The following is a 15,133-nucleotide window of genomic DNA, read 5'->3' as shown; positions in this document are numbered from 1 at the left end:
CCTGCCAGATGGCATACTACGCCATTCCATAATGCCTATTCCGGGAACCACTTCTGGTTGATCTGCTGCCAGGTGCCGTTGGTTTTTAATGCCTCAAGCGCGGTATTCAACTCTTTTAATAAGGGGTCATTCCCTTTGCGAACTGCAATGCCCAGTCCGGTGCCAAAATATTGGCTATCCGTAATGTGCTCACCGACGGAAGTGAGATCGTCATTGGCTTTCAGCCACTGATTGACCACCGCGCTATCGCCAAATACGCCATTCAGGCGACCATTTTTCAAATCCAGAATCGCATTCTGGTAGCTGTCATAGGCCACGGCGATCACCTCTGGGTGTTTCTCCAGCAGATATTTCTGGTGCGTGGTGCCGTTTTCCACACCGACACGTTTGCCTTTCAGCTGGCTGAAATCGGTAAACTGGCCTTTATGGGCAATGACAATCGCGGAGTTGGCGTAATAAGGTTGGGTAAAATCAACCTGCTTACTGCGCTCGGCAGTAATATCCATACCGGAAATCACCGCATCATAGCGACGGAATTTCAGTGAAGGGATCAGGCTATCAAAGGCGTTGTTAGTGAAGGTGCATTCCGCTTTCATCTGCTGGCACAGCGCTTTGGCCAGATCGATATCGAAGCCGACAATCTGGTTGTCGTGATCGAGTGATTCAAAAGGGGGGTAAGTAGCAGAAGCAGCGAAGCGGATTTTTTCTGCCGCATAAGCATTCATTGCCAGTGTTGCCAGTGTAGCGGCAACAATCCATTTTTTCATTATATGACTCCTGTAAACCATGCCAGAGATTGAACGGTTAACACGATGCCAGTTAATGAATTTATATGCAATAAATATGATTAAAAAATTACATTGAGTTGCGTGAGAATGGTAGCGGCGTGAATTATCACGCCGCTAAGGATTAGTTCCGTTGTTCAAACGCCAGCGCGCGCTTCTCGATCAACCGCATCATTAACGTCAGCAGACCGTTGACCACCAGATAAATCAAGCCAGCAGCGGCGTAGACGGTGATGTCATAGGTACGGCCATACAGCAGTTGCCCATGTCCCATCACTTCCATCAGCGTGATGGTATACGCCAGAGATGTACTCTTAAACACCAGTACCACTTCATTGGAATACGAGGAGAGGGCGCGCTTGAAGGCATAAGGCAGCAAAATGCGCAGCGTATCCTTGCGATTCATGCCCAGTGCCGCACAAGATTGCCATTGGCCGGACGGAATCGCCTTTACCGCACCGTAAAACAGCTGCGTGGTATAGGCGGCACTGTTCAACGAAAGCGCCAGCAGCGCACACAGCCAGGGTTGCGAAAGCAGATGCCACAGCCATGGCACATTCTGAATGCTCGGGAATTGGCCGGGTCCGTAGTAAATCAGAAAGATCTGCACCAACAGCGGTGTACCGGTAAACACCGTGATATAGCCTTTCACCAAGGCATTCATTACCGGCACTTTTAATGCCAGCACAATGGTACACAGGACTGACAGCACCAGCGCAGCGATTAACGATGCCACAGTGAGCGTCAGGCTGGTGTGCAGCCCTTTTAGCAATTCGGGTAAGTAGTCCAGCATGGTCAGGCCCCCCGCTCAAAACGCGTGGTGCGCGATTCAATACGGCGCAATACCGCCTGACTGAACAGCGTAATGATCAGGTAGATGGCCGCCGCCGCCAGATACCAGGTAAAAGGCTCTTGGGTGCGCGTGGCAATACTTTTGGTTTGCAGCATAATGTCATTGACACTGATCAGTGACACCAGCGCGGTATCTTTTAGCAATACCAGCCACTGATTACCGAGACCTGGCAGTGCGTGACGCCACATTTGCGGCATAATCAGGCGCAAGAAAATCGCCGACTTCTTCATGCCCAATGCCTGGCCTGATTCCCACTGCCCCTGTGGCACGGCTTTCAGCGCCCCGCGCAGGGTTTGAGAAGCGTAAGCGGAATAGAGCATCGCCAGAGCAATCACCCCGCACAGGAAGGGGCCGACATCAAAGTTCTCAATCTGCACTTGTACGGGAATGCTGAACAAGCCGAGATTAATGTGGAAACCATCAGAGAGCGTCAGTAATAGCTGCGACGCGCCAAAATAGATAAACAGCACCACCAGAATTTCCGGCAAGCCGCGAATCAGGGTCACCAATAGAGTGCCGATCCACGCCAGCGGTTTCCAGCGCACCATCTCCCAGCCAGCAAAGATCATCGCCAGCACAAGGCCGGCGATCAATGCACAAACAGCAAGGCCGACGGTCATGCCGGCGGCGCTTGCGAGTGGAATGAGTTCATTCATCAGAAATTACTGCTGGAACCATTTGTTGTAGATGGTTTTGTAGGTGCCATCAGCTTTAATCTTTTCCAGAGCGGTGTTGAATTTGCCCTGCAGATCGGTATTGCCCTGACGCACCGCGATACCCAAACCGGTACCGAAGTAATCTTTATCCGTCACTTTCTCACCCAATGGCGCGAGGTTAGCATTCTGTTTCAGCCACTCGTTCACCACCGCGGTATCACCAAACACGGCATCAATACGGCCGTTTTTCAGATCCAGCACCGCATTCTGGTAGCTGTCATAAGGCACAACGGTGATGTCGCTGTGTTTGTCAGACAGGTATTTCTGGTGCGTGGTGCCGTTTTGCACGCCAACGCGTTTGCCTTTCAGCGCGGCAACATCGGCCAGCTTGCCTTTCTGCGCGATAAAGATGGCGGAGTTATCATAGTAAGGCTTGGAGAACAGCACCTGCTTTTCACGCTCAGGGGTGATGTCCATACCCGCCATCACCGCGTCGAAACGACGGAATTTCAGGCTTGGGATCAGGCTGTCAAACGCCTGGTTGGTGAAAGTACAGGTTGCATCAATCTCTTTACACAGCGCATTGGCCAGATCGACATCGAAGCCCTGAATTTTGTTGTCGGAATCGACAAACTCAAACGGCGGATAAGAGGCTTCGGTGGCGAAACGCAGGGTCTGCGCAGCAGAAGCGCTGAGGCTCAGACCGGCAAGCAGTGCAGCAAGTACGACTTTTTTCATTAGATGCATCCTGACTTAGTGCGAAAGATAATGTGCAAACGCTTCGGTTTGCGGCTGTGAAAAGTGGCTGGCATCGCCTTGCTCAACAATATGACCATTCTCCATGTACACCACGCGGCTGGCCGTTTTACGCGCCACTTCCACTTCGTGGGTCACAATCACCTGCGTGATTTGGGTCTGCGCCAGTTCACGAATGATGCTGACGATCTGCGCGGTGATTTCGGGGTCGAGTGCGGCGGTAGGTTCATCAAACAGCAGCACCTGGGGTTCCATCATCAACGCACGGGCAATCGCCACGCGTTGCTGCTGGCCACCGGAAAGGTGCAGCGGGAAACGGTCAGCAAAAGGCGTCAGACGCAGGCGGTCCAGCAGTTTGTCAGCACGCGCACGCGCGGCGTCTTTGCTGAGACCCAGCACCCGGCACGGCGCTTCAATCAGATTTTGCACCACGGTGAGATGCGGCCACAGATTGTATTGCTGGAACACCATGCCGACGTTCTGGCGCAGTTCGCGGATCGCGCTATCAGACGGTGCTTTGCTGAAGTCAAAGTGATTACCGGCAATCTGCAGGCTACCGGAACGCGGCTGCTCCAGCAGATTAAGGACGCGCAGGAGCGAACTTTTACCCGCGCCACTTGGGCCGAGCAACACCAGCGTTTCTCCCTGCGGACAAGCCAGGTTGATATCGAACAGCGCCTGATGGGCACCGTAAAAACAGTTAATGGCGTTTAGTTGAATACTCATGCGCAAAAATTGAATAGTAATTAGTGCCGCGAATCTTAACGTCACCAGAATAGTTATGCAATTGTGGTGGGTTAAAATTTATTAAACAGCAGTGAAGTCCTCAAAGCGTAGCACAAAATATCGGCGCTCAAGGTCTGGTGGCGGAATTGATTGCGCCTCTTTCAGCTCAGGGTTGCCTGAAAGAAGCGCGATAAATCGCTTCGCTACGGTTGTGTCGGGGATGGGTGCCTCAAGGCCGCACCCTTCAAAACCTCGCCGTATAAGACTGTAGCGACACGGTCAGGCTATTTTTTCTCTTCCAGCAGTTGGCTGAGCGAGCCACCACCTGCATGCGGCCAGTCGCCCACATAGCGGATATCATCCACTGCCCAGCAGGTGCCTTCCTGAATCATCAGCACTTCATCATTCCAGCTTTTGCCATCGCGGCTTAATGCGACGCGCAGCGGGATGTTGCGGGCATCGCGGTTCGGAATGGTTGAGGCGCTGGCGACATCCGCTGACGTCGGCCCCTGTGACAAGCTGGAGAACAGGTCGCCCTGACTCCATGACGCAGGCTTATTGCTTTGTGTGCTGGCGCTCAACAGCTTCTGATACAGGCGATCACTCAGGTAGGGGCGATATTTTGCCAGAGTGGTGCTGTTCGGCAGGCCCTGAGTGGGTTGGCTAATACGTAAATCGTAAAACTGCTGCGCAACGCTATCCGGACCACCGTCGATACAGCTGGCGGTACGCGGTCCATTATCCTTGGTCACCGGTTCGACGGTGGTACAAGCACTGAGCAGTAACGCAGCGGGAACAAGCAGCGCAAAGGCATTGTTTCTCATCTCGATTTCCTTATAGTTCACTGGCAAAGCGCCATTTTTATCATAGAGTATAGTTTCGCTTTTACGCCGTACGAGCTGTTCCCGTCATACTTCAGGATGCAGATACGTTGGCTAAACGCATTCGCCCGAATCACTCAAACAAGGAGACCGCGATGAAATTTTCCACCACGCCCACGCTGGAAGGGCACAGCATCAGCGAATATTGCGGTGTCGTCACCGGTGAAGCGATTCTGGGGGCCAACATCTTCCGCGACTTCTTTGCCGGCATTCGTGACATCGTCGGCGGCCGTTCTGGTGCCTATGAGAAAGAGCTGCGAAAAGCGCGCCAGATTGCGTTTGAAGAACTCGAAGAGCAGGCCAAAGCGCTGGGTGCGAACGCGGTAGTAGGTATTGATATTGATTACGAAACGGTGGGCAAAGACAGCAGCATGCTGATGGTCAGCGTGACCGGCACTGCCGTGATCATTCGCTGATGCGATTGATTGCTCTGCTGGCAGCGGCGTTGCTGCTCAGTGCCTGCCAGTCCTCGATTGAGCCGCGTCACGGTTACTGGGTGGATACCGCCCATCCGGCGCAGGGTGCGCGCCCGAGAGTGAAAGTGGTGGTGATCCACTACACCGCTGAAGACTTCCCCTCTTCACTGGCCACACTCACCGATCGTGAGGTCAGCGCCCATTATTTGATCCCACAGCAGCCAGAACAGAAACGCGGGCAGGGTGTGATATGGCAACTGGTGCCGGAAAGTGAACTGGCGTGGCACGCCGGGCCGAGTTTCTGGCGAGGTGCCACTCGTATCAATGACACGTCGATTGGCATTGAGATTGTGAATCGTGGCTACACGCGAACCTTAACGGGCGTGGAGTGGCAGCCTTTCACGCCGGCACAAATCAGCGTGCTGGTGGCACTGGTGAAAGACATCACCCAGCGCTATGCCATCACGCCCGAGAATCTGGTGGGCCACAGTGATATCGCGCCGCAGCGTAAACAAGATCCCGGCCCGCTCTTTCCCTGGCAGCAACTGGCTGCGCAGGGTTTAGGGGCGTGGCCCGATCAGGCCACAGTGCAGCGTTATTTACACGGTCAGGCGGTCGATGCACCCGTTGATCAGTCAGAACTGCTGGATGCATTGCAGCGCTACGGCTATGACGTGGCATCGGCCACGACACCACAGATGCAGCGCAAGCTGATTGCGGCGTTTCAGATGCATTTCCGCTCGCGGGATTATCGTGGGATAGCGGATGCAGAAACGCTGGCGATTGCCCGTGCGCTGCTGGCGAAATACGGTGCGGCGCAGTAACGCGCCGCCACAGTTACTGTTGTTGGAACGCTTGCCAGTGCGCAACCAGGCGTTGCAAATCCTGACGGGTGACATCGATGTGCGTCACGATACGTGTCACCGGGCCTACGCTGATCAACACATCGCCTGAATGCATCCAGCTTTTCAGTGCTTCAACCTGCTCCGAGGGCACCTTCACAAACAGCATGTTGGTGTGTTGATTCATCACCTCAACACCAATGGCGCTGAGTTGTTCTCCGAGCCACGCCGCATTGTCGTGATCCTCTTTCAGGCGTGACACGTTGTGTTTGAGGGCATATAAGCCAGCCGCCGCAAGAATCCCTGACTGGCGCATGCCGCCGCCGGTCATTTTACGCCAGCGACGCGCCTGTTCAATGTAGGCTTCATCACCACACAGCAACGAACCGACCGGCGTGCCCAGTCCTTTTGACAGGCAAATGGTCAGGGTGTCGCAGTAACGTGCGATATCCTTCAGCTCAAGGTTTTGTGCCACGACCGCGTTAAAAATGCGTGCGCCATCAATGTGCAGTGCCAGCTTACGCTCACGGGTTAAATTCCAGGCCTGTTCCAGATAGCGCTGTGACAGCACTTTGCCGTGATGGGTGTTTTCCAGGCTCAACAGGCGCGTGCGGGCGAAATGGATATCATCCGGTTTGATGGCGGCAATGATATCCGCCAGCGGCAGCGAACCATCTTCAGCGTGCGAAATCGGTTGAGGCTGGATACTGCCCAGCACTGCAGCACCGCCCGCTTCGTACTTGTAGTTATGTGCCTGCTGACCCACGATATACTCGTCGCCGCGCTGACAGTGACACAGCAACGCCACCAGATTGGCTTGGGTGCCGGTAGGGAAGAACAAAGCAGCCGCTTTGCCACTCAAACGCGCGGCTTCTGCTTCCAAGGCATTCACGGTGGGATCATCGCGATAGACATCATCGCCAGTTTCGGCGGCCATCATTGCATCCAACATGGCGGCACTCGGGCGGGTTACGGTATCACTGCGTAAATCGATCACATCGCTCTCCTGGGTAAACAGCGTTGTCGGGGCAGCCTTGAGGCTGCCCGTCTGGCGCACATTGCGCTCAGCTTGTAGAAACGGTTTTACCTCAGCCAGTTAGTTTTCGCCAGTTCTACAATCTCATCACCGCGACCATTAAGAATCGCACGCAGCATGTACAAACTGAATCCTTTGGCCTGTTCGGCTTTGATCTGCGGCGGCATCGACAACTCTTCTTTGGCAGTAATCACATCGACCAGCACCGGTCCGTCATGCGCAAAAGCCTGTTCCAGAGCGCCATTAAGGTCTGAGGCTTTCTCGACGCGAATGCCTTTGATGCCACAGGCGGCAGCGATAGCGGCGAAATCAGGGTTTTCCAGATCCGTACCATCAGTGAGATAGCCGCCCGCTTTCATCTCCATCGCCACAAAGCCCAGCACGCTGTTATTGAAGATCACCAGCTTCACCGGCAACTTGAGTTGCGCCACGGAGATGAAATCGCCCATCAGCATGCTGAAACCGCCATCACCACAAAGCGCCACCACCTGACGCTGTTTGTCAATGGCCTGCGCGCCCAATGCCTGCGGCATCGCGTTGGCCATCGAACCATGATTGAACGACCCTAACAGACGACGTTTGCCGTTCATCTTTAAATAGCGTGCTGCCCAGACGGTAGGGGTGCCGACGTCACAGGTGAAAATGGCATCGTCAGCGGCGTACTGGCTGATTTGCTGTGCCAGATATTGTGGGTGAATGGCTTGTTTATCATTGGCGGTGGCCAGATCGTCCAGCCCTTTACGGGCATCAACATAGTGCTCCAACGCGCTGTCGAGATGTTGACGATCGCTTTTACGGCTGAGCTGAGGTTGCAGCGCCTGTAACGTGGCTTTAATGTCACCGACCAGCGCCATATCAACATGGCTATGCGCGCCGAGGCTGGCCGGATTGATATCGATCTGTATAATCCTGGCTTCCGCGGGATAGAACGGACGGTAGGGGAATTGGGTACCGAGCAGCACCAGCGTATCGGCGTTCATCATGGCGTGATAGCCGGAAGAGAAGCCAATCAGACCCGTCATGCCGACATCGTAAGGATTATCGTACTCGATGTGCTCTTTACCGCGCATCGCGTGCACCACTGGCGCTTTCAGGGTCTCTGCCAGCTTCACCACTTCAGCATGAGCCCCGGCACAACCGCTGCCGCACATCAAGGTAATATTTTGCGCGCCGTTCAGGGTTTCGGCCAGGCGGGCAATTTCGCTGGCTGAGGGGACAACGTGTGGCAGTTGTGGTGGATACCACTCACTGCGTGCGCCTTCTGGCGCGGGTTTTAACGCCACATCGCCGGGCAGTACAATCACCGACACACCGCGATTGAGGATCGCTTTGCGCATTGCAATCCCCAGCACCTGCGGTAACTGCTCCGGGTTGGAAACCAGCTCGCAATAGTGGCTGCATTCACGGAACAGCTCCTGCGGGTGCGTTTCCTGAAAGTAGCCGCTGCCAATTTCACTGGAAGGGATGTGTGCGGCAATCGCCAGCACCGGAACGTGATTGCGGTGGCAATCGAACAAGCCGTTAATCAGATGCAGGTTACCGGGGCCACAGGAGCCAGCGCACACTGCCAGTTCACCGCTGATTTGGGCTTCGGCCCCCGCCGCAAAGGCGGCGACCTCTTCATGGCGCGTGGGCATCCATTCGATGGTGCCCATTCGATTCAGGCTATCGCTCAACCCGTTAAGGGAGTCACCCGTGACGCCCCAGATACGCTTTACGCCCGCGCTCTCCAGGGTTTTGGCCAGCAGTGCTGCCACAGTTTGTTTCATCGTTCGCTCCTTTCTGGTGTTTGCCATCTATCCCGATGGCGGAAACGTGTCAGTCAGAAGCGTAGACGATGGAATCCTCGCGTAGCCGTGAAAAAATGCGCTGTTGGCGATTAAGCGGAAAACAGCGCGATAAGGATCGGAGCCAGTAAACTCATGATAAAGCCATGTACTATTGCGGCTGGCACAATCTCCATACCGCCCGTGCGTTGCAGGATCGGCAAGGTGAAATCCATTGACGTGGCGCCACTTAACCCCAGCGTCATACTGCGTTGGCGACCGATTAGCACTGGAATCAACATAATGGTGAGCAGCTCGCGCAACAGGTCGTTAAAGAAGGCCGCACTACCGATCACCGGGCCAAAAGATTCGGTCATTAGAATGCCGGAAAGGGAATACCAGCCAAAACCGCTGGCTAAGGCCATACCCGTTTTTATCGGCAGGTCGAGCCACAACGCCGCTAACATACCGCCGATGAGCGCACTGCCAAGAGACACCGCGGCAACCAGCATGCCACGACGATTCAGGGTGATTTGGCGTAGCGTCATGCCGCTGCTGCGAAGCTGGATACCCACCAGAAACAGCATCAGCATCAACGCATATTCGCTTACGGTTGAGGCATGGCGTAGCGCGGGCCATTGGGTGAGACCGAGTAAAAAACCCGCCAACACTGAACCACAGAGCTTGAGCGACTCCAGCGCCATATGCAGGCGTGAGGGCAGGGCTTGCTGCTTATGCGGGTGGTGCCAGGGAACGCGCTTCTCCAGCAGCCAGAATGCCAACAGAGAGCAGGCCAGAATGCACAGCATGCTGATAAGGGCGATATGAAAGATCGCCAACAAATTGCTACTGAGATTATCAAGAAACGCCAGACTGGTGCCCATAAAGAACAGAATGATATACACCAGTGCGCTGAGCATGCGGGCAACGCCGCGCAGCAGGGGAGCGTGCTGGATGTGCAGCAGGTAACCGAAAACCAGCGGCAGCAGAATAATGATTAAGCCGTACATATTACGCGTCCATCCTTGGGAAAGGGCCGCAACGCTAGCGGAAAATATTTGAAGTGTAAACCTTTTCCCGGTTCGATTACTTGACCAACCTAACGCCGCGGACCATGCTCAGGCAAACAGCGAAGGGAGGAAAAGATGATTCTGGAACACATCGACATTGTGGGTTTTCGTGGCATTAATCGGCTGTCGTTGCCGCTGACTGACACCAATCTGCTGATAGGCGAGAATGCATGGGGTAAATCGAGCCTACTGGATGCCTTGACCTTGCTGTTAGCACCTGCTGCTGAGCCTTATCAATTTTCCGAGCACGATTTTCATTTCCCTCCCGGTGACCTCGACGCGCGCCTGCGCCAGCTAAGATTAGTGTTCCGTTTTCGCGCCCAGGATGACGATGAAAATGCGGTGTTTCAGCCTTTCTGGCAGCACGATGACATGGGGCGCTACATCAGCTTCAGCACCCGTGCGCGGCGTAACGAACACGGGGTGAAAACCACCTGGCGCTTTATTGATCAGCATGGTGATGTGTTACCGATGGAGGGCACGGAGACTGCGCTGGCCCATTTACGTGCTTTTTACCCCGTATTACGCCTGCGCGATGCGCGTTTTGGTCGGCGTGGGCGACAGAGTGAAACGGATGCGGATCGGCGGGCATCGACCATGAGCGAGCTGGTGCAGGAAGTCGATAAGTTAACGCGTGATTTAGTGGTGCGTCCGCAAACGCTGAGCGATGATTTACTGCGTCAGGGATTGCACACCATGCAGCAACTGCTGGAGCACTATTTTCTCGTGCAGCAACCCGGCAGCAGTGCTGCGCGTGTGGCCCCCGAAATGCGCGACGGCAGCCAGGGTTGGCGTTCGCTGGATAAGCTGAATCATCTGATTGCCAGCACTGAGTCACGTAGCCGTCAGGTGATCCTGTTACGGATGTTTTCGCTGTTAATTCAGGCGCACGGTAACGAAGCGTTACCGCCGGGTGCGCATCCGCTGCTGTTGGTCGAAGACCCGGAAACGCGTTTGCACCCCATTATGCTATCGGTGGCGTGGAATCTGTTGGATCTGATGCCTTTGCAGAAAATCACCACCACCAATTCGGGTGAACTGCTCTCGCAAGTGCCGGTGGAAAACATCTGCCGGTTGGTGCGTGAACCCACGCGGGTCGCAGCCTGGCGGGTGGGGCCTGAAGGGCTGAGTGCCGAGGAGAGTCGGCGCATTGGCTTTCACATTCGCGTTAATCGCCCATCAGCCCTGTTTGCGCGATGTTGGTTGTTGGTGGAAGGCGAGACGGAAGTGTGGATTATCAATGAGCTGGCGCGGCAGCGTGGCTATCACTTTGCTGCTGAAGGGGTCAAAGTGATTGAGTTTGCCCAGGCCGGTCTTAAGCCGTTATTGAAATTTGCCCGCCGCATGGGCATCGCCTGGCATGTGCTGACGGACGGTGATGAAGCGGGCAACAAATATGCTGCCAGTGCGCGCGGCCAACTGCAGGAGCATGAGCAAGAGGCCGATCATCTGACCCAGTTCCCCGCACCCGACATTGAACATTTTCTCTATAAGCATGGGTTTAGTGATGTTTACCACCAGACGGCGCACCTGCCGTTAAACGTGCCGATGAATGCACGGCGTATTATTACCAAAGCGATTCAGCATAGCTCGAAGCCTGAACTGGCGATTGCTGTGGCGCTGTCTGCGGCGGAACGTGGGCCAGAGGCGATTCCGCCGTTACTCGACCAGTTATTTGCGCGCGTGATGTGGTTAGCAAGAGGTCGGGCGGACTAAGATGCGGGAAAATTCGTAAAAGAAAAATGCCAGCGTATGCGGCTGGCATTTTTTTTCGGGAGTGGTCAGAATGAATGAAGAGACACGCGCGTCAGGCGACTTGCGTGACTTCACAGGGCACAATCAGACTGGCGTGATTGCCTTTTGGCCCTTCATGGACATCGAACTGAACCTGCTGGCCGGCCTTCAGCGTTCTGTATCCCTCCATCTGAATCGTGGAGTAGTGCGCGAAGATATCGTCGCCGCCGCCAATCGGACAGATAAAGCCGAAGCCTTTGGCGTTGTTGAACCATTTAACAGTACCCGTCTCCATGCTTTTACTTCCCTCGCAAGACATTTTGATAAGTAGGTGAGGTCATTGAAGCTGTGAGTCGAGTTTGTTTAAAACTCAATCAGCTTGTGTAAGTAGAATGTAGAGAAACGGACCTTATCGTCAAGCAAACGGCCCTGGCGCATGGGGAGAAATTCATCAAAATTTGAGGCAGTTAACGCTATTGCAAATTTTGTGATACAGGTCGCGCATGGGCTTTTAGTGCCGTTTTTTAATCGAGGAATGGTGGCTTGACAGACATGTTAAACTTAAGAATGGGCACAGCAATGTGCACAATCGTAACGCAGAATTTCGACGGAACATTATGGCAAACACAAACGACTGGCTTAATTTTGAACATCTGGCCGAAGATAAAGTACGCGAAGGGTTAAAGCCGCCTTCAATGTATAAAGTCATTCTGAATAATGACGATTATACACCTATGGAATTTGTTATTGACGTGGTGCAAAAGTTCTTTTCTTATGATGTTGAACGTGCAACGCAGCTGATGTTGAAAGTTCACTACCATGGAAAGGCGATCTGTGGTGTATTCACTGCAGAAGTGGCGGAAACAAAAGTCGCCCAGGTGAACAACTACGCACGAGAGAATGAACATCCGTTGCTGTGTACGCTAGAAAAAGCCTGAGCCCGTCTCCATATAGGGGATAGGTCGTCAGAGCGATAATTGGGGGAGGTGCCAAATGCTCAATCAAGAACTGGAACTCAGTTTAAACATGGCTTTCGCCAGAGCGCGCGAGCACCGTCATGAGTTTATGACCGTCGAGCATCTGTTGCTGGCATTGCTCAGCAACCCGTCGGCCAGAGAGGCATTGGAAGCCTGTACGGTAGATATCGTGGCTCTGCGACAGGAACTCGAAGCCTTCATCGAACAAACCACGCCGGTGCTGCCAGCCAGTGAGGAAGAGCGCGATACGCAACCGACGCTCAGCTTCCAGCGCGTGTTGCAGCGTGCGGTATTCCATGTCCAGTCATCCGGTCGCAGCGAAGTGGCTGGGGCAAACGTGCTGGTCGCCATTTTCAGCGAGCAGGAGTCACAAGCGGCTTATCTGCTGCGCAAACATGAAGTGAGCCGCCTTGATGTGGTGAACTTCATCTCCCATGGTACGCGTAAAGACGAACCCGGCCAGCCGCAGAACAACGCGGAAAATCCGGTTAACGAAGAGCAAGCAGGCGGGGAGGAACGTATGGAAAACTTCACCACCAATCTTAATCAGCTTGCTCGTGTCGGCGGAATCGATCCGCTGATCGGCCGCGATAAAGAGCTGGAGCGTGCCATTCAGGTGCTGTGCCGTCGCCGTAAGAACAACCCGCTGCTGGTGGGTGAGTCTGGCGTGGGTAAAACCGCGATTGCGGAAGGTCTCGCCTGGCGCATTGTGCAGGGCGACGTGCCTGAAGTGATGAAAGACTGCACTATCTACTCGCTCGATATCGGTTCGTTGCTGGCAGGCACCAAGTACCGTGGTGACTTTGAGAAACGTTTTAAAGCGCTGCTGAAACAGCTTGAACAGGACACCAGCAGCATTCTGTTTATCGATGAAATCCACACCATTATTGGTGCGGGTGCTGCCTCTGGCGGGCAAGTTGATGCGGCGAACCTGATCAAACCGCTGCTTTCCAGCGGGAAAATCCGCGTGATGGGTTCAACCACCTATCAGGAGTTCAGCAATATCTTTGAGAAGGACCGTGCGCTGGCGCGTCGTTTCCAGAAGATCGATATCACCGAACCTTCTGTGGAAGAGACCGTACAGATCCTCAACGGCCTGAAACCGAAATATGAAGCGCATCACGATGTGCGTTATACCTCGAAAGCGGTGCGTGCTGCGGTAGAGCTGGCGGTGAAATACATCAACGATCGTCATTTGCCTGATAAGGCTATCGACGTGATTGATGAAGCCGGTGCGCGTGCGCGTCTGGTGCCGGTCAGCAAGCGCAAGAAAACCGTCAACGTTTCTGACATCGAATCTGTGGTGGCGCGTATTGCGCGTATCCCAGAGCAAAGTGTCTCGGCAACGGACCGCGATACGCTGAAGAACCTTGGCGACCGTCTGAAAATGCTGGTGTTCGGACAGGACAACGCGATTGAAGCGCTGACGGAAGCGATCAAAATGAGCCGTGCAGGCTTAGGCCAGGAGCGTAAACCCGTAGGTTCGTTCTTGTTTGCCGGCCCGACGGGTGTGGGTAAAACCGAAGTCACGGTTCAGTTGGCGAAGGCGCTGGGTATCGAGCTGCTGCGTTTCGATATGTCCGAATACATGGAGCGTCACACGGTTAGCCGTTTGATCGGTGCGCCTCCAGGCTATGTGGGCTTCGACCAGGGTGGTTTGCTCACTGATGCGGTGATCAAACATCCACATGCGGTGGTGCTGCTGGATGAAATCGAGAAGGCTCACCCGGATGTCTTTAACCTGCTGTTGCAGGTGATGGACAACGGCATGCTGACAGATAACAACGGCCGCAAAGCGGACTTCCGCAATGTCGTGCTGGTGATGACCACCAACGCCGGTGTACGTGAAACCGAGCGTAAATCGATTGGTCTGATTCATCAGGACAACAGCACTGACGCGATGGAGGAGATCAAAAAGATCTTCACACCAGAGTTCCGTAACCGTCTCGACAACATTATCTGGTTCCGTCACCTGGATACGGCGGTGATTCATCAGGTCGTGGATAAATTTATCGTCGAGTTGCAGGCACAGTTGGATGCGAAAGGCGTATCACTGGAAGTCAGTGATGATGCACGTGACTGGCTGGCTGACAAAGGTTACGACAAGGCGATGGGTGCACGTCCGATGGCACGTGCCGTACAGGAAAATCTGAAGAAACCATTGGCGAACGAACTGCTGTTTGGTTCATTGGTCGACGGAGGCTCAGTCTCGGTGGCGCTGGATAAAGAGAAAAACCAGCTGACTTACCACTTCCTGAGTGCGGAAAAACGTAAAACTGAAGGGACTGTGCACTGATGTGCTAAGTTCCAGATAAGAAAAGGCCGGATGAGAATCCGGCCTTTTTTTTCGCGCTCAGTTACTTGCCACCAACGCGAGATGTGGGCAACAACTTAGCGACTACGGAAGACAATGCGGCCTTTGCTCAGGTCGTACGGGGTCAACTCGACAGTCACTTTGTCGCCCGTCAGGATGCGGATGTAGTTTTTGCGCATTTTACCGGAGATATGAGCGGTAACCACGTGCCCGTTTTCAAGTTCTACGCGGAACATGGTGTTAGGTAACGTATCCAGTACGGTACCTTGCATTTCAATATTGTCTTCTTTGGCCATCGAATCCTCTGGGTGAACTACCAAA

At 54.1% G+C, this 15,133-nt stretch carries 16 protein-coding genes; 5 read left to right on the top strand and 11 right to left on the bottom strand.

Annotated features, from left to right (window positions below):
- Window positions 1-35: 35 nt before the first annotated feature.
- From artJ (ACPUC8_RS05310) to ACPUC8_RS05285, 6 genes are all read right to left on the bottom strand, one after another.
- A complete protein-coding gene (artJ, locus tag ACPUC8_RS05310) occupies window positions 36-767 on the bottom strand; it encodes an arginine ABC transporter substrate-binding protein (RefSeq protein ID WP_494925692.1) in 732 nt (243 codons plus the stop codon).
- A 142-nt stretch (window positions 768-909) separates the two neighbouring features.
- Entirely contained in the window at window positions 910-1,578 is a 669-nt protein-coding gene (artM, locus tag ACPUC8_RS05305) for an arginine ABC transporter permease ArtM (RefSeq protein ID WP_058973357.1), read from the bottom strand.
- 2 nt (window positions 1,579-1,580) lie between these two features.
- Window positions 1,581-2,294, bottom strand: coding sequence for an arginine ABC transporter permease ArtQ (artQ, locus tag ACPUC8_RS05300; protein ID WP_494925691.1), 714 nt, complete (start codon window positions 2,292-2,294; stop codon window positions 1,581-1,583).
- A 6-nt stretch (window positions 2,295-2,300) separates the two neighbouring features.
- Window positions 2,301-3,032, bottom strand: coding sequence for an arginine ABC transporter substrate-binding protein (gene artJ / locus ACPUC8_RS05295; protein ID WP_283228552.1), 732 nt, complete (start codon window positions 3,030-3,032; stop codon window positions 2,301-2,303).
- A 15-nt stretch (window positions 3,033-3,047) separates the two neighbouring features.
- Window positions 3,048-3,776, bottom strand: coding sequence for an arginine ABC transporter ATP-binding protein ArtP (artP, locus tag ACPUC8_RS05290; protein WP_052206066.1), 729 nt, complete (start codon window positions 3,774-3,776; stop codon window positions 3,048-3,050).
- A gap of 284 nt (window positions 3,777-4,060) precedes the next feature.
- The gene (locus ACPUC8_RS05285) at window positions 4,061-4,600 is read right to left on the bottom strand and encodes a lipoprotein (RefSeq protein WP_494925690.1); all 540 of its coding nucleotides are present in this window, start codon (window positions 4,598-4,600) and stop codon (window positions 4,061-4,063) included.
- 152 nt (window positions 4,601-4,752) lie between these two features.
- Between ACPUC8_RS05285 and ACPUC8_RS05280 the strand changes: the two genes are divergently transcribed.
- Together ACPUC8_RS05280 and ACPUC8_RS05275 are read left to right on the top strand one after the other, a co-directional pair.
- Window positions 4,753-5,073: a heavy metal-binding domain-containing protein gene (locus ACPUC8_RS05280; protein WP_038647859.1), complete on the top strand. Its 321-nt coding sequence runs from the start codon at window positions 4,753-4,755 to the stop codon at window positions 5,071-5,073.
- Window positions 5,073-5,897, top strand: a complete 825-nt coding sequence (locus ACPUC8_RS05275; protein ID WP_058969271.1) for an N-acetylmuramoyl-L-alanine amidase — start codon at window positions 5,073-5,075, stop codon at window positions 5,895-5,897. Before ACPUC8_RS05280 ends, ACPUC8_RS05275 begins: the two co-directional genes overlap by 1 nt.
- Window positions 5,898-5,910: 13 nt before the next feature.
- Here the strand turns inward: ACPUC8_RS05275 and ltaE are convergent, their stop codons facing one another.
- The 3 genes from ltaE to ACPUC8_RS05260 form a co-directional block, all read right to left on the bottom strand.
- Window positions 5,911-6,912 carry a low-specificity L-threonine aldolase gene (ltaE, locus tag ACPUC8_RS05270; protein WP_494925713.1) on the bottom strand — a complete coding sequence of 334 codons (1,002 nt, stop codon included), beginning with the start codon at window positions 6,910-6,912 and terminating at the stop codon, window positions 5,911-5,913.
- 86 nt (window positions 6,913-6,998) lie between these two features.
- Window positions 6,999-8,720, bottom strand: coding sequence for a ubiquinone-dependent pyruvate dehydrogenase (gene poxB, locus ACPUC8_RS05265; protein ID WP_494925689.1), 1,722 nt, complete (start codon window positions 8,718-8,720; stop codon window positions 6,999-7,001).
- 110 nt (window positions 8,721-8,830) lie between these two features.
- On the bottom strand, window positions 8,831-9,727 hold the full coding sequence (locus ACPUC8_RS05260; RefSeq protein WP_494925688.1) for a LysO family transporter: 897 nt from the start codon (window positions 9,725-9,727) through the stop codon (window positions 8,831-8,833).
- Between the two features lie 135 nt (window positions 9,728-9,862).
- Here ACPUC8_RS05260 and ACPUC8_RS05255 point away from each other — a divergent pair, with 135 nt between their 5' ends.
- On the top strand, window positions 9,863-11,503 hold the full coding sequence (locus tag ACPUC8_RS05255) for an ATP-dependent nuclease (RefSeq protein WP_039332378.1): 1,641 nt from the start codon (window positions 9,863-9,865) through the stop codon (window positions 11,501-11,503).
- A 91-nt stretch (window positions 11,504-11,594) separates the two neighbouring features.
- Here ACPUC8_RS05255 and cspD read toward each other — a convergent pair whose 3' ends face one another.
- Complete coding sequence (gene cspD, locus ACPUC8_RS05250) at window positions 11,595-11,816, bottom strand: cold shock-like protein CspD (protein ID WP_038647847.1); 222 nt, start codon at window positions 11,814-11,816, stop codon at window positions 11,595-11,597.
- 322 nt (window positions 11,817-12,138) lie between these two features.
- On the opposite strand from cspD, the gene clpS reads away from it, so the two are divergent.
- Window positions 12,139-12,459 (top strand): ATP-dependent Clp protease adapter ClpS, encoded by a 321-nt coding sequence (gene clpS / locus ACPUC8_RS05245; protein WP_039332380.1) that lies wholly within the window; start codon window positions 12,139-12,141, stop codon window positions 12,457-12,459.
- Between the two features lie 55 nt (window positions 12,460-12,514).
- Window positions 12,515-14,794 carry an ATP-dependent Clp protease ATP-binding subunit ClpA gene (gene clpA, locus ACPUC8_RS05240; protein ID WP_494925687.1) on the top strand — a complete coding sequence of 760 codons (2,280 nt, stop codon included), beginning with the start codon at window positions 12,515-12,517 and terminating at the stop codon, window positions 14,792-14,794.
- Between the two features lie 95 nt (window positions 14,795-14,889).
- Here clpA and infA read toward each other — a convergent pair whose 3' ends face one another.
- Window positions 14,890-15,108: a translation initiation factor IF-1 gene (gene infA, locus ACPUC8_RS05235; RefSeq protein ID WP_002211347.1), complete on the bottom strand. Its 219-nt coding sequence runs from the start codon at window positions 15,106-15,108 to the stop codon at window positions 14,890-14,892.
- Between the last annotated feature and the right edge of the window lie 25 nt (window positions 15,109-15,133).

The sequence above is a fragment of the Pantoea sp. CFCC18177 genome, assembly GCF_059412425.1.
This window is presented reverse-complemented; position numbering and strand designations above follow the sequence as displayed.

Coding starts and splice junctions, on each gene's coding strand:
- artJ (WP_494925692.1), bottom strand. CDS start 767: ATGAAAAAATGGATTGTTGCCGCTACACTGGCAACACTGGCAATGAAT.
- artM (WP_058973357.1), bottom strand. CDS start 1,578: ATGCTGGACTACTTACCCGAATTGCTAAAAGGGCTGCACACCAGCCTG.
- artQ (WP_494925691.1), bottom strand. CDS start 2,294: ATGAATGAACTCATTCCACTCGCAAGCGCCGCCGGCATGACCGTCGGC.
- artJ (WP_283228552.1), bottom strand. CDS start 3,032: ATGAAAAAAGTCGTACTTGCTGCACTGCTTGCCGGTCTGAGCCTCAGC.
- artP (WP_052206066.1), bottom strand. CDS start 3,776: ATGAGTATTCAACTAAACGCCATTAACTGTTTTTACGGTGCCCATCAG.
- ACPUC8_RS05285 (WP_494925690.1), bottom strand. CDS start 4,600: ATGAGAAACAATGCCTTTGCGCTGCTTGTTCCCGCTGCGTTACTGCTC.
- ACPUC8_RS05280 (WP_038647859.1), top strand. CDS start 4,753: ATGAAATTTTCCACCACGCCCACGCTGGAAGGGCACAGCATCAGCGAA.
- ACPUC8_RS05275 (WP_058969271.1), top strand. CDS start 5,073: ATGCGATTGATTGCTCTGCTGGCAGCGGCGTTGCTGCTCAGTGCCTGC.
- poxB (WP_494925689.1), bottom strand. CDS start 8,720: ATGAAACAAACTGTGGCAGCACTGCTGGCCAAAACCCTGGAGAGCGCG.
- ACPUC8_RS05260 (WP_494925688.1), bottom strand. CDS start 9,727: ATGTACGGCTTAATCATTATTCTGCTGCCGCTGGTTTTCGGTTACCTG.
- ACPUC8_RS05255 (WP_039332378.1), top strand. CDS start 9,863: ATGATTCTGGAACACATCGACATTGTGGGTTTTCGTGGCATTAATCGG.
- cspD (WP_038647847.1), bottom strand. CDS start 11,816: ATGGAGACGGGTACTGTTAAATGGTTCAACAACGCCAAAGGCTTCGGC.
- clpS (WP_039332380.1), top strand. CDS start 12,139: ATGGCAAACACAAACGACTGGCTTAATTTTGAACATCTGGCCGAAGAT.
- clpA (WP_494925687.1), top strand. CDS start 12,515: ATGCTCAATCAAGAACTGGAACTCAGTTTAAACATGGCTTTCGCCAGA.
- infA (WP_002211347.1), bottom strand. CDS start 15,108: ATGGCCAAAGAAGACAATATTGAAATGCAAGGTACCGTACTGGATACG.